Raw genomic sequence first — 12,692 nt, forward strand, 5'->3', positions numbered from 1 at the left:
TAATTGCATAATAGTATTAAAAAGACGCCACACAATGTGCAGCGCCTAATGATTTTGTTTTGATGTTTTATTTGAGTTGTACACTCATATCAACCACATTCAATGTAGCTCATATCAGCACACAAAAGACGCCTCTCAGGCGCCTTAACGTTCTTTTAATATCAATAAAGGAGTATGGGAATCAACAAAACCGAAAGAATCATCGTCGTACATTTCTGCACACTATTAATATAATGTAATTCGTCAATATCGTAAATAACGTTAAAGTACCTTACTTTTATGTGACGTTTTAAACTCTATTCTTTTCATCAGCTCAGAATGTTTGTTTTTAATATACTGTTCAGAGTATCCTAGAGACTCAGCAATGTCTGCTAACTTATACCCTTTAATAAACCTTAATTTCAGTATCTTGTGTTCTAATCCCTCAAATTTATCAATAACATCAAGAATCTTTTTCTGTCTTGTTTTTAAAGTTTGCAACCTCTCATTGATCACGTTGATTTCATCGACCACATTATCTGTTTGCTTGATACGTGATAAAAAGTCGTGCTTTTTACCCAATCTAGCCTTATCGTTGACGCTGACTGCTCCCCAGTTCTCGATTTCATCGTTACAAATGTCTTTTCTAAGTTTTAAACTTTCTATTTCTAATTTATTAGTTCTATACATCTCAATCAATTCAATCATTTACTCACGCTCCTTGATTCTGTCACGCAACAATTCAACCTCATACCCTTTAGCTTTCAAATCACCTTTCAAATTAGCGTTCTCGATCATGCTACCAACGAGTAAGAGCGATACAAAGATAAGCATAATAACCAACCACACCATTACCCACTCACCTCCGCACGTATATCGTTTAAATCGATATGATCATATTCATTAAATGCGTCTACGTCATCGTTAGCTGTTAGTATGATGGTTGCTTGTTCCGTTAGGTACGTACCTAACTCATATAACGCCAATGTGATTAATAAGTTGATTGTTCGTTTAATCATTCTGTTTCCTCCTTATTAAGCCCAATCCGGCATATTGCATGCAATAACTTGCTGTTTAACTTTAGGGCTCTCATACTTCTTAATCGCTTCCTCTTTACTTTCTGCTTCCACAACCTCAAAAGACTGATTCTCTCTGGCTTTAGTTGCTTCTGTGAAAGTTTGACCTGTGCTATCTGTGAATGTTGTAATTAGGTATTGTGTCATTCTTTTAAAGCCCTCACTATTATTTCTAATTTTTCAATTAGTATTAAAAATAGCATTACTATTAAAACTGCTAACATATCTTTTGCAGCAAAAAAACTTGCGAGCAATATTAAAATGATAAAAATCATTAATTTGTATACAATGCTGCGTTCATAATTGCCGAAAATATATTTATCGGCAAAATAGCTTAATACAACCAATCCTATCCCTGCTATCAGTAAAACAACCACGTCATTCATTTCTTTAGCACCTCTTTTATTTTGGTTAATATATCTTTAGAATCCGCTTGACCCGAACCCTTTTTCTCCTCTTGCTGACTCACTTGTAAATTCCTCCACTTGTTCTAGCTCTGGTGTAATGATAGGCACAATAACTAGCTGTGCTAGTCGGTCACCTTTGTTAATTTGATATACTGGGAAATCTTTATATAAATCATCATCAATTATTCTCCCATCTACACCATAAACTCCGCTGTATAATCTGTCTGCATGGTCGAATAAATCATCATATGGGTCTTCATAGACATAATCATTCTTAATATTAATCTGCATATGACCTTGATATCCTGCGTCAATCTTTCCCGTCTCAATCACTAAATGCGTTTTACTACTCACACTACTACGGCTAGTTAATAACCCCACATATCCTTTTGGAATGTTTACTGCGATGTCAGTAGCAATTAACGCTTTCTCTTGCGGTTCCAACACCACTGTTTCGGCTGCATAGATGTCGAATCCTGCATCAGTATCGTGCTCACGTTTTGGCATTGTCGCGTTCTCTGATAATAGTTTGATTTGTAGTGTATTAATCATTGTTTGTGTCCTCCATATTATTTTCTAATCTTTCAAGCGCGCCTAAATAAATTAAGCCAACCATTTCAAACTCTTCTCGTGTTAATACTGGTGTAACTCTCTTTGCTATCGTTAAAAGTTCTCTAGTTTCTGCTAGGCTTATCTCCATTTCACTCGTCCTCCTGTAATTTATTTAAATGCGCTTTAATTTCCTCTGTTGTATGTCCGTTATCCGGTATCCACGCTAATGTTCCATATCCGTTAAATTTACACAAGGTTTTTCGATTCGCTATAAACCACTCTGCTGCTGCGCGTAATACTTCTTCAGTGGCTACACGTCTGTTATCAATATCCATCATTGAATCTTTATTGATCTTTGCCATGTAAATGTCTTTCGATATGCATGCCACTACTAATTTTATGTTTTCAATTTTCATTTCATTCTCTCCTTTTATCTTTTTAAGTCCTCAATAAAATTAAGCACTCTATCGATGTCTATCTGCTTGCTTTCTGATTTACGTTTGTTTAGCCAAAAATCAAGTTCATGCCACCAATCATCGTTTTGATTCTTTTCTTCTAGCAATGCGTCACGTTCTGACATGATTTCAAACATTTACTTGTCCTCCATAATTTTATTTAATCTCTGTTGCACTCTGTCGTAATAAGGATTGTCCGACCATACTTTTTTGTGGTGTAAGTGAGCGTTGAACAAATCAACTACATCGTCTAATTTGCGTTTTAGATCGTCTCGTTCCTCCCCAAAGCTTTCTCTCCAGTTGCATACAGAAGCAATGTGGTACATTACATCTTGTAAATTATCCAATATTTCACCATCTTCATCGATATAACTTTCGAATTCTCGATACTCTGTTGAATTGCTCCCCTCAAAAGTAGCGCCAAAACCATTTTTAATACATTGAAATTTAAAGTCATATCCTGCATAATTTACGTGACATTCCAATTCGTCATTCTCATTTTTATAGATTTTAATCATCATCGTTCCTCCTTTAACAATTTTTTGTTTTCGTAAATATTCCCAACAACCTCTAAAAGTTCTATTTTCTCGAATAAATCTTCCACATAGATATCCCACTCAATAATTGTTTTAGCTTCTTCAATTCGAACTACACCATATTCTTCATCCATGTCGTCCCACACAATATCACCTTGGTACACCTCGACAGTATGCTTGTCAGTCAATCCTGTCGACTGCATAAGTTCATAATTAAATATTTGATGTAAGGAGCTTGCTAATGCTACTAGAATTTCCGACCCGTTAATTTGAATGGTTAGTTCATCAGGGCTATACATTTCATTCCTTCTTTTATCCCATGCTCTAAATTTGGGTATCATCTCATACACTCCTTATTTCGTTTTACATCACGTCTATCAACTAACATGGTCACGCGGTTGTGGCTGACATTAACCACAAACCCTTTTACACCACGTTTTCTTAATTCTCGTTGTAATTCTGTCGGTGATTTACCTGCTGTGTTGTATTTATATTTCGCACGTTTAACATTGCTTAAATCACGACGGGATGTACTCATTCGCATCACCTAGCCACTCAGGCCACTTCGTTGTCTGCATAATGTGCGGATAATTATCTTCTACAAAAGTCACATTTAGCTCACGTTCAATCATTTCGTTTGGCGGCAATTTATTCAGTGATGAAAAATGGAAGTGATCATTATCATCATTTTGTATAAACCACGCACCATAAGCTTCACGCGTTAAAACATCACACTGTACCACAAGCCCGTTCATACCTCTTATTAGCATGTTAAATAATAAGAATGGTATTGTTCTATCACTTAATTCTTCAGCAGTATAGAAGTAAAATGACGGCATATATTCAAGAGGTGAGTGTTTCATTCTGTCGTCATCCCATTTTTGAATTAAGATACCTCCAGTTCCTGCCGCAGGTTCGTAATACGTACCATCTTCGCTACTAACGAATGATGAAAGTAACTTTGAAATTGACTTAGGTGTGAAGTCTTGCTTTTTCTTTTTTCGATCTGCATGTTCGTCTTGAAAGTACTCATGGAACCAATCGAATGTAACGTCATATTTGAATAATTCTAGAAATTGTTTAAACACTTTGTCTCGTTCATCTCTATCACCACACAAGATGTCCATTAGTATTTTGGGCGCTTGATAACTATCTTTTGTGTTTAATATTTTGTTGATCTCATTCGTAACGTTCATTTTTTATACTCCATTTCTTTGTCGTCCCAAAATTTGATAGCGAAGTTTATGCTTTCTTTCGCCTTTTTTAAATCTTTAACTCCATTTTTAAAAGGTGCTCTAATGATGTATTTGATCGCGTTATAAATTTGTGCTGAAACAATCGATTGTTTGTATCTTTTTACAATCATGTTTATAACCTTGATGGCTTCAGTACCATTTTCAAACATATAGTGATGAGGTCTCTTTACCTCTGAATGTGTCGCAATTTTTGTGTTGCTAGGCACTTTGTACCATTCTGTGTTTGCATTTATAACAGTGCAGGTACCATTTTTAAAATCAACTTGCGCTTTGCTACCTTTTTCATACACATCGATAACCTCTCCATTTTCAAAACACGGTTCATAAACCCATTTTTCGTCATCTTCATCACGCACGCGTTGTACTCCACGAACAATCTGTACTTTATCACCAATTTTCAAATCTTTAATTTCCATGTCGTTTTCCTCCCACCGGCGTACTGACAGCCTTATCGACTGACCATCCTAAATTGATTACTCTGTTATATACGTGTCTGCGTTCTACGTTGTTTTTATGCATCTGTTGTACTTGCTCATCAGTTAGTATGATACGTCTGTCTATATTTCTAATTTTCACGACCATGTCACCTTGCTTTTTAGATATAGATAAAAGTCGCTCGGCTCAACGTGTTGCGGGTACTTTTCTAAATGACTTCGGTCGACTCTCTCGATACGATAACGACGATAAGCACTTTTTGATTTTAATTCGTCGTAATAGTCGACAGTCGTTTCAGTATGTTTTTGACCTTTCTTTCCAAAAATACGATTCATGACTAACCCTCCTCAATAATTTTCAAGGCATCTTCCACACTGTATGCGACGCCTGCAATAGCGCCGTTACGTTTAACCACATCTATAAAATGCTTTTGCACATCTCGAACACGTCCACCTGGTTTCTTTACTTCGATAAAAAATATTTTTCCATCAGGTCTAAAACCGAATAAGTCACAAAATCCTGGTGGTAATCCTGTATCAAAAATTCGTCCGTCTGCAGTTCTGACTTTTCCAACGTTCGCCCGAAAAATCATATTATTTTTAGAAACTGCAATTCTGATTAAGTTTTGAATGTCTTGTTCTGTCATTTGTATCCTCCGTAATAGTTGGAAGAGTTTAGGAGGAGTTAAAATACAGCTACTCCCTTACTCTCCCAATAATTTGGAAGAGTTTTTATTAGTTGGAAGGGTTTCAGGAAACTTTTTAAATACTATTTCTATTTCTTTTTATTTATTTACTTTTATCTTATTACTCTTCCAACTCTTCCAAATAAGAAATAAAAGTAATATAAAAGGCTTTGTAACAACGTTTTAAGACTGGAAGGGTTTTTCTAAAACTCTTCCAAAACTCTTCCAATAACCCTTCCACAATGTAAAATTACAAGTTGAGTTTTATAAAATTAGGGTTGTACTCTTTCAAAAGTTCTATTCCTAAATATTGAATTCCGTTTGATGGCTTCCATTTTATTTTTTTCTTCATTTCTTTACCGAATTTAGTACTAGTCATACGGTACTGATGATTCTCTTTAGCCCACATGTCATAAGCCTGAAATAGCACGTTGCCTCTAACTCTTGATGTTTCACTTCTTTTTCTACAACACTCATCTAAAAACATTTCTATCGGGTCCATCTCTGTACGATATTCTTCTCTCTGCTCTCTGATGATTTTAGGTTCGGCAAGTCCGATTTTTTGCCATTCAAGATAGCCGTCAACGCACCACTTGATGATTGCAGGTAATTCCTTTTTAAGTTTCTGTGTTAGATCCTTATCAACTTCGTTCAGTGGTATTTGCTTTTCGAACGGTATGATGACGAATCTTCGCCAGATTCCCTCGTCAGTGCCTCTAACGTAAGGCTTGTGGTTGGTTGCCATCCATAGTTTTAACTGCGGTGTAAACTCGAATTCGTTTTCGTATAGTCGACGTGCTGATACCTTGTCGCCACCTGTTAATTGTTTTAATAGTCCCTCATCGAATCGGTCGCCCTCGTTAAGTTCCGTAGTAGTAACGAATCGAGCGCCATCGAGTTTTGCGATTTCCGGTGAAGCATCAGAATTGTTTTTTCCGGCCATAATCGCTTGCGGACGAATATTCGTTGAGTAATCGCCGAACACTTCTCCCATGATGTCTAAAAACACCGATTTACCATTACGACCGTTACCATATAGCACAAACAACACTTGCTCTGTGGTAAACCCTGATAACGAATAACCTACTGCACGTTGGATATAGCTGATTAATTCTTGTCTGCCCAAAAAGATGTCGTTTAAAAAATCAAGCCATATTGGACAATCTGCATTATCGGTATATTCTGTGTTACTCATTTTAGTGAAGAATTTGTTTTTCTCATGTTCGTGCAACAATCCAGTAGTTAATTCGATATAACCGTTCTGTGTGTTAAACAGTGTGAAATCCGCATCAAAATTATGATGATGAATCGGCAGTAAATGCTGACACTCTTTCATCATGTTGATTTTTTTACTGTGGTTGCGTGAATCTTTCCAATGTCTGTATCGATACTTCTTCATATCTTCCTCGTCCACATCATTACTGATGTACAGTTTTTCATCTTTCAACTTATTCACAACTTTATCCACAAGGTGCTTCATCTTACCCGCATCATCTTTTTTCCATCGCTTCCCGTCGTAATAAAACCATGCATTCGCTGTGTAGTTGTATCTAATGTAATCACCATAATAATCACGCAAACGTTCAGCGTTACCTGTGTCATCGTAAGAATAACGTTTGTCTTTTTTTGCAGGCTTGACGTCTTGTTCCATGACGTAAATTTGAAAATCATTGTCAGGTGAAACTTCGGGAATAAACTCGTTACTGCAACTTTCGATTGCTCTTAAAATTGTGATATTGCCGTACGTATCTTCACCACGTTTTTCATCCCACTTCTCACGATATAAAACCGATTTTCTGAAAATAGCGTCCATTTTTTGAGGATCACGCGCAGTCCAGAATGCTAAATCGTTACAGAAAGCTAAGTCTGCTTCTGATTGTGATGAGTAGAATTGTGACCAATCACCCTCATACAATGTTGTAAAACGTAAACCATTTTTTGATTTTTTAGCTATGTCTATAATTTGTTCTTCTGATAAGTCATTGCCGAATCCTTTGTTGGTGTTAATAATTTTCTTTTCTGTATCAGGTTTCAAAATGTATTTACTGTGTAAGTACGATAATTTATTCATCTCATCTTCTGAAATACCGTTATAACCACCAATGTGTTTGCCTGTCATTGTAAAGAATCGACCGTGATTATAAATCTCAACGTTGCCACGTCTTCTTCCTTTTGCAGGTAATTCACCTTTAACGATTAAGTGAATTCCGTTTCCTGACGGACTGATTTCTGCATAGGTTTCTAGTATCTCCACAAACTCAGAAACGATGTTTTCAGCATCTTCATTTTCTAAATATTCGGTAATCTCTTTACCGACACCGTCAAGGTCAACACCGATATAAGGCTCTTTAAAGAAAAATCCAATACCGTCATAGTTAATAGATAGACTTGCAGCATCTTCGAATGAAACCCACGTTGATTCATCGTTTGATTTTGCCATTTGGTTGGTAAGAGGGTTATAAGGGCGTTTTGTTTTACGCCCGTTTGTACCCTGCTCAATCCTGAAGCAACACCAACGATCTAATTCTTTTAATTCGTAAGGTATATTGTCGTACATAATAACCCTCCTTGTTTTTATTTACGAATTAAAATGGTAAGTCATCGTCTTCAACGTTAATTTCTCCCTCCGCAAAAGGATTACTGCCGTCTTCAGTAGTTTTAAATTGATGTGTCATTTCAGGTAATGCAGTTTTATCCCAACGTTTAACATTTAAATTTTCATAAGTTTTGCCGTTGTATTCTGATGTTTCATTTTTAACTGTTACTTTGACTGGCTTACCTAAAAAGTCGTTGAATAGCTCTTCGATTGACGAATATGCCTTACCTTGTTGCAACTGTGCCGCTGCACCGATTGTGTTGAAGAATCGCATGTCGTATTTACCAGTAGCTTTCGCTTTCCAAATTTTATGGAAAATGATGTTGTTTTTGTATTTTTGGTTTACATCGTTTCTGATTGTCAATCTAACGTCGACATGTTCTGCACCGCCCGGCGTTACGTTTTCCTCACACTTCGTGATGACCGCTTCGTATGTGCCATCTTGAATTCCTCCGTCAAAAGTATCTTCCATGTTTAAAGTAAAATTCGTCATAATTTTATTCCTCCGATTTTTTTATATTAGTCCTAAATGTTTGCCTTGATAATATGCCCAACCAGGCTTATAGTTAAGTGATTCGGCGAGTTCGTACAACTCTTTCATACTCTTGCAGTCTTTAGGCTCTTTGAAATTTAATTTAATAAATGTTTCTTCTGTAATTTCTTCTAATTCTGTTTCTGTATCTTGCTGCAATTCTTGTTCTTCTGTCTTCCACTCGTGCCCACAATACGGACATTCTGAATGTGTGGACGCTACTACGCTGAAACATTCAGGGCATTGTTTAGCCATGACAGTATTTTCCTCACGTTTCTTCTTATCCACGCCTTTAAAATGCTCGTGCCAGTCATGTTCGGTTGTAGGTAAACCATGCGTAAGGTAATTACCAACGTGATCAATAATGATTGCAGTCTTATTCTCTTGATAACGCATAGCTCTCATGGTTTGCTGAATAAATAATGTGAGTGACTTTGTCGGTCGTAACAGTATCACACAGTGACAATCTGGCACGTCCACACCCTCTCCATATAATTCGGCATTGACAAGAATCTGTATTTCATTGTTTCTAAACTTTTGCATTGCTTCGTCACGTTCAGCTTTAGGCGTCTTACCATCAACTTGTAGGGCTTTATAACCTGACTGATTGAATTTTTCAGCCACCTGCTTACTCGATTCAACATTGTGTGTGTAAATGATTGTTTTCTTACCGTCTGCAAATTTTTTGTAGTTTTCAACGGCGTCACCGTAAATCGTGCTTTTCATCGCGTTTGTAATGGAATCACTGCGATAATCACCTGTGCTTGCCGTTTTAAGTTGATTAGCATCGAGTAAATTCACCGAATAATATTTAAACGGTGCTAATCGTTTGTTATCGATTAACCACTTAACGGTTTTACCGGGTATTAAGTCAGTGAACACGTCTGTAAAACCTCTACCATTCAATCTGCATGGTGTCGCACTGAAGCCAAACACATAAGCGGTGGGAAACGCTTCGAATATGTCAATATACGTTTTAGCTAACGAGTGATGTGCTTCGTCAACTAAGATGATTGATGGTTCAGGTTCTGCACCACGTTTGACACGGTTCTTGATTGTTTGAACCATGTCGACATGGCATAGATCCATGTCAACGTTATTTAAACGGAATGTGTTTTTAATCTGATTGACGAGTTCTATTCTGTGGACACAAAATAATACTCTGTTCCCTTTATCTGTGGCTCTTCTAGCAACTTCTGACATTGTGACTGATTTACCGCTTCCTGCATTCAGGCAGGCGACTGTACCATAATGTTTTGATTACCTTTTGCAATCGAATCATATAATCCATTAATTAATTCGATTTGGTAATCGCGCAGTTGGAAGTTAGTCGCCATTGTTGACCACCTCCCCGCCGACGTTGAACAATTCACTTTGCAAGCAATGCTCTCTATCGTCGAGTTGATTCTTCGCAAAAACGTTATTTGTCGGCATTAGGATAAAACCACGTTTGCCCGATTCTTTATTAACGATTAATCGAGCGACCACCTGACATAATCCCGCAACGTTATCACGTATCGTTTTGCGTATATCCGGCACAGATTGTGTGATTTGTTGACCTGCAGGCGTGTAAAAATCATAGTTTGTTTCCCACGCAAGAAACACGAGGCGTTTACCTAATGATTGCAAGAATCGCAAACTATCAATCGTGAAGAAGTCAACACGTTGATAGTGAGCCATTTCGGGAACTCTGTTATTTTTACCTGAGCGACCAAGATTTGCGAGCATGGATCTAAACAATTCCGATAAATTATCAATCACGATAGTGTCATAATTGTTTAACGTTTGCTTGTTTTCAGCAAACCATTTCATTAGGTCTCCCCACTCTTGCCATGCTTCATGAGAATTGAAATTTAAAATATCAACGTTTTCATTGCCTTTTAGTGGCCGTTCTGATTTATCCACATTCACGTATAACGTTTTACCAGGCAGAAAGTTAAGTGTGTGCGTTTTACCGCTTCCAGGTTTTCCGTAGATTAAATACGTTGATTTATCTGTAGTAATGTCTTTAGCGCTTGATATGTTGAATGACATCATCTCACCCCTAAGCTTTCGTTTTCGACGAGTGAGGCACCTGCAACTTCAATTCCTGCTTTGATATCTTTCTTAATTTGCGTTTTATCGATTTTAGGTGCTTGTTCTACTTTGTATTTTTCAGGTATTACATTCTCATCTTCAATTTGCGTAGTTTCTGATTTTCTTATAAAGTAGGTAAATTCTTCAGTCTTGAATTTCGTTTCACCTTTAAATCTCATCGAATCCAACATGTAATTTTGAAGTGATTTGATTTTGTTTTCGTACGATTTACGACGTTTACTAAGCGCCTTCTCACGCTCTTTTAACGTGTTCACATCACCTTTTAATGAAAGAATCATCTTTTGCATAGCGTCATATTTACGTTTTTGCTCATCTTGAATGGCGTCTAATGTGTCTTTCACATCATCAAAACTTAATTCTTCATTTTCAAGCATTTCTAAAATAGCGAGCTCGTTTTGATTTAGATCGAATAAGTTAGTCAACGATTAACACCTCCTCTTCATCAGTAGTTTTTGATGTGTTGAAATGAATCAATGGAATTTTATTATTCTCTTCTTCCAAATCCTTAATTTGAGCTTTAAGCTCGATATTTTCATCTTCTAAACGTTGGGCTTCATTTTTGTAAACCGCTCTTTCTGCGATGAGTTGGTCGTATCTTTCTAATGTGATTAACATTTTTTCGTTTTCCATGATGTTTACTCCTAGTTTTTAATGAGTTGTGCCATGATTTTGTCTAAATCGTCTGTTTGGTATTCGATGTAGTCATACAACGCTGCACTGATAACCTCTTGTGCAATATCTACATCTGAAATATCGGACACTTTCGTTTCTGCGATGATTTTGTATGTCATGTCAGTGATTTCAATCAAGATGTAATCATCTTGTCTTGTGACATGCTTACGGAATTTGAAGCCTTCTACTTCAATAATTCCTGTATATTCTTCGCCTTTCGGGAAATACATTTTTCAATTCCTCCTAATTGTGGTAAATTAGGGATAGATATTTTTCTGAAATAATTATCCCTCGACTGATTAGCAATTGCCGTTGCTATCAGTCTTTTTTAATGCTTCGTAAAACCGCTTTTGTGCCGTTGTACGTCACGGCTTCTGATAGGATTACGACAAACAGAATAGTAGTGAAGTACACGCCACTGAATGCTAAGACAGTTGTCAATACGATAGCGACTGATACGGTGTTGAACCATGCGATCAAATATTGCATGCTTGTTCCTCCAATTCTTTAACAGCTTCATCTGACAAATCGTTATACGGAAATTTTTCGCGTGCTAATTGAATTGGAATTTTACCTCTAATAGCAACAAACCCCTCTTCTTCCATTTTTTCATTTAAAGCTCTAGTGATAGATGTAGCCTTACTTTTCGATACACCAGTTAGAACCTGTAATTCCTTTATGGTCAAAAATTGCTTTTTCATTCGTTCCCCTCCTCAAAGTCCATTTCTAATTGTCTAATGACGTACATTGTTGATTGTGATGGAAACCAATTTGAAATGATGTCCATTACATCGTTAAAATGTTTCTGTCTTAACTGCGTTCTCGTTTTAATTCCGGCCATTGTATTTACATCATTGTTAATGTTTTGATACAGCTGAAGGTCGTGCTGTACGAATTGAAGATTTTGACAAATAATGATTTTTACTAACGATTCCCTCTATCTTCCAAACCTTCCAAGTCACAACTGCCATTGTGATAAGGAGGGTTACTTTGTATAATCCTTTCATTATTTGTCCTCCTTCCTTTTAAAATGTTGTGTATAATGTACCTAACGCTATTGCGTTAGATTGGGGGTGTTACATAATGAAACAGTTTATTGATCCAGATAAGTTTGCATCCGCTTTTGTTTCTAACCCAAATGTTCCAAAAGCAGAAAACATAGATTCTTCTGTTGAACACTATTTTGATTTGTATATAAAAGCTTTTGAGCGGGCAGTTGAATACAATCAAACTATTGTCGATGAACAAAAGAAGAAAAAACCTGGACAAAAATCTAACGGTCTTAAAATCAGAAATGATTTAAGAATTTAATCTTCGTAATAAGCGTTGAGCATGCGAGCTAGTACCTTGCAGTCCTCTTCGCTTATATCGTTTTCAACGAAAAAAAGTTGAATTTTTAAAAATAATACTGGAA

26 protein-coding genes and 2 pseudogenes are annotated in these 12,692 nt (G+C 36.6%); 1 reads left to right on the plus strand and 27 read right to left on the minus strand.

Features of this window, described 5'->3' with window-relative positions; translation table 11 throughout:
* Positions 1-261: 261 nt before the first annotated feature.
* The 27 genes and pseudogenes from CD118_RS07590 to CD118_RS12375 form a co-directional block, all read right to left on the minus strand.
* A complete protein-coding gene (locus CD118_RS07590; protein ID WP_103356502.1) occupies positions 262-687 on the minus strand; it encodes a sigma factor-like helix-turn-helix DNA-binding protein in 426 nt (141 codons plus the stop codon).
* Positions 688-831, minus strand: coding sequence for a hypothetical protein (locus tag CD118_RS11995; RefSeq protein ID WP_154800885.1), 144 nt, complete (start codon positions 829-831; stop codon positions 688-690).
* Positions 831-998, minus strand: a complete 168-nt coding sequence (gene rinB / locus CD118_RS07595) for a transcriptional activator RinB (RefSeq protein ID WP_060830221.1) — start codon at positions 996-998, stop codon at positions 831-833. The genes CD118_RS11995 and rinB overlap by 1 nt, the downstream gene beginning before the upstream one ends.
* A 15-nt stretch (positions 999-1,013) precedes the next feature.
* The gene (locus tag CD118_RS07600; RefSeq protein WP_037542749.1) at positions 1,014-1,202 is read right to left on the minus strand and encodes a DUF1381 domain-containing protein; all 189 of its coding nucleotides are present in this window, start codon (positions 1,200-1,202) and stop codon (positions 1,014-1,016) included.
* Positions 1,199-1,441, minus strand: coding sequence for a hypothetical protein (locus tag CD118_RS07605; protein ID WP_063282637.1), 243 nt, complete (start codon positions 1,439-1,441; stop codon positions 1,199-1,201). Before CD118_RS07605 ends, CD118_RS07600 begins: the two co-directional genes overlap by 4 nt.
* A gap of 36 nt (positions 1,442-1,477) precedes the next feature.
* On the minus strand, positions 1,478-2,014 hold the full coding sequence (locus CD118_RS07610; RefSeq protein WP_103356503.1) for a dUTP diphosphatase: 537 nt from the start codon (positions 2,012-2,014) through the stop codon (positions 1,478-1,480).
* Positions 2,007-2,162 (minus strand): hypothetical protein, encoded by a 156-nt coding sequence (locus CD118_RS12000; protein ID WP_015978034.1) that lies wholly within the window; start codon positions 2,160-2,162, stop codon positions 2,007-2,009. Before CD118_RS12000 ends, CD118_RS07610 begins: the two co-directional genes overlap by 8 nt.
* Position 2,163: 1 nt before the next feature.
* Positions 2,164-2,430: a DUF7446 family protein gene (locus CD118_RS07615; RefSeq protein WP_096636697.1), complete on the minus strand. Its 267-nt coding sequence runs from the start codon at positions 2,428-2,430 to the stop codon at positions 2,164-2,166.
* A 14-nt stretch (positions 2,431-2,444) separates the two neighbouring features.
* Entirely contained in the window at positions 2,445-2,606 is a 162-nt protein-coding gene (locus CD118_RS12005; RefSeq protein ID WP_169925595.1) for a hypothetical protein, read from the minus strand.
* Positions 2,607-2,987, minus strand: a complete 381-nt coding sequence (locus CD118_RS12210; RefSeq protein ID WP_240621917.1) for a hypothetical protein — start codon at positions 2,985-2,987, stop codon at positions 2,607-2,609.
* Positions 2,987-3,346, minus strand: coding sequence for a YopX family protein (locus CD118_RS07625; protein WP_103356505.1), 360 nt, complete (start codon positions 3,344-3,346; stop codon positions 2,987-2,989). The genes CD118_RS12210 and CD118_RS07625 overlap by 1 nt, the downstream gene beginning before the upstream one ends.
* Positions 3,343-3,543, minus strand: a complete 201-nt coding sequence (locus CD118_RS07630; protein ID WP_103356506.1) for a hypothetical protein — start codon at positions 3,541-3,543, stop codon at positions 3,343-3,345. The genes CD118_RS07625 and CD118_RS07630 overlap by 4 nt, the downstream gene beginning before the upstream one ends.
* Entirely contained in the window at positions 3,524-4,201 is a 678-nt protein-coding gene (locus CD118_RS07635; RefSeq protein WP_103356507.1) for an N-6 DNA methylase, read from the minus strand. The genes CD118_RS07630 and CD118_RS07635 overlap by 20 nt, the downstream gene beginning before the upstream one ends.
* Positions 4,198-4,677 (minus strand): DUF3310 domain-containing protein, encoded by a 480-nt coding sequence (locus CD118_RS07640; RefSeq protein ID WP_103356508.1) that lies wholly within the window; start codon positions 4,675-4,677, stop codon positions 4,198-4,200. Before CD118_RS07640 ends, CD118_RS07635 begins: the two co-directional genes overlap by 4 nt.
* Before the next feature lie 156 nt (positions 4,678-4,833).
* Positions 4,834-5,031, minus strand: coding sequence for a hypothetical protein (locus CD118_RS07645; RefSeq protein ID WP_100008577.1), 198 nt, complete (start codon positions 5,029-5,031; stop codon positions 4,834-4,836).
* A gap of 2 nt (positions 5,032-5,033) precedes the next feature.
* Positions 5,034-5,342: a VRR-NUC domain-containing protein gene (locus tag CD118_RS07650; RefSeq protein ID WP_103356509.1), complete on the minus strand. Its 309-nt coding sequence runs from the start codon at positions 5,340-5,342 to the stop codon at positions 5,034-5,036.
* Positions 5,343-5,631: 289 nt separating this feature from the next.
* Positions 5,632-7,938, minus strand: a complete 2,307-nt coding sequence (locus tag CD118_RS07655; RefSeq protein ID WP_103356510.1) for a phage/plasmid primase, P4 family — start codon at positions 7,936-7,938, stop codon at positions 5,632-5,634.
* Positions 7,939-7,966: 28 nt separating this feature from the next.
* Positions 7,967-8,470 carry a DUF669 domain-containing protein gene (locus CD118_RS07660; protein ID WP_103356511.1) on the minus strand — a complete coding sequence of 168 codons (504 nt, stop codon included), beginning with the start codon at positions 8,468-8,470 and terminating at the stop codon, positions 7,967-7,969.
* 21 nt (positions 8,471-8,491) lie between these two features.
* Entirely contained in the window at positions 8,492-9,712 is a 1,221-nt protein-coding gene (locus CD118_RS07665) for a DEAD/DEAH box helicase (RefSeq protein ID WP_103356512.1), read from the minus strand.
* Between the two features lie 123 nt (positions 9,713-9,835).
* The gene (locus CD118_RS07670; RefSeq protein WP_096636702.1) at positions 9,836-10,543 is read right to left on the minus strand and encodes an AAA family ATPase; all 708 of its coding nucleotides are present in this window, start codon (positions 10,541-10,543) and stop codon (positions 9,836-9,838) included.
* Positions 10,543-11,028 (minus strand): siphovirus Gp157 family protein, encoded by a 486-nt coding sequence (locus CD118_RS07675; RefSeq protein WP_103356513.1) that lies wholly within the window; start codon positions 11,026-11,028, stop codon positions 10,543-10,545. Before CD118_RS07675 ends, CD118_RS07670 begins: the two co-directional genes overlap by 1 nt.
* Positions 11,021-11,236 carry a hypothetical protein gene (locus CD118_RS07680; protein WP_100008573.1) on the minus strand — a complete coding sequence of 72 codons (216 nt, stop codon included), beginning with the start codon at positions 11,234-11,236 and terminating at the stop codon, positions 11,021-11,023. The genes CD118_RS07675 and CD118_RS07680 overlap by 8 nt, the downstream gene beginning before the upstream one ends.
* A gap of 11 nt (positions 11,237-11,247) precedes the next feature.
* The gene (locus CD118_RS07685; RefSeq protein WP_103356514.1) at positions 11,248-11,508 is read right to left on the minus strand and encodes a DUF1108 family protein; all 261 of its coding nucleotides are present in this window, start codon (positions 11,506-11,508) and stop codon (positions 11,248-11,250) included.
* An 88-nt stretch (positions 11,509-11,596) separates the two neighbouring features.
* Positions 11,597-11,767 (minus strand): hypothetical protein, encoded by a 171-nt coding sequence (locus CD118_RS12010; RefSeq protein WP_169925596.1) that lies wholly within the window; start codon positions 11,765-11,767, stop codon positions 11,597-11,599.
* On the minus strand, positions 11,755-11,979 hold the full coding sequence (locus CD118_RS07690; RefSeq protein WP_065354050.1) for a hypothetical protein: 225 nt from the start codon (positions 11,977-11,979) through the stop codon (positions 11,755-11,757). The genes CD118_RS12010 and CD118_RS07690 overlap by 13 nt, the downstream gene beginning before the upstream one ends.
* Positions 11,976-12,152 (minus strand): annotated as a pseudogene (locus tag CD118_RS07695) (phage repressor protein); the annotation flags it as partial. The gene CD118_RS07690 and the pseudogene CD118_RS07695, both read right to left, overlap by 4 nt.
* 61 nt (positions 12,153-12,213) lie before the next feature.
* A pseudogene (locus CD118_RS12375) lies at positions 12,214-12,285 on the minus strand (hypothetical protein); the annotation flags it as partial.
* Between the two features lie 76 nt (positions 12,286-12,361).
* Here CD118_RS12375 and CD118_RS07700 point away from each other — a divergent pair.
* Positions 12,362-12,589, plus strand: a complete 228-nt coding sequence (locus CD118_RS07700) for a hypothetical protein (protein WP_103356515.1) — start codon at positions 12,362-12,364, stop codon at positions 12,587-12,589.
* The last annotated feature ends 103 nt before the right edge of the window (positions 12,590-12,692 follow it).

Origin of the sequence: Staphylococcus coagulans (assembly GCF_002901995.1) — a bacterium.
GTDB classification, from domain to species: Bacteria; Bacillota; Bacilli; order Staphylococcales; family Staphylococcaceae; genus Staphylococcus; species Staphylococcus coagulans.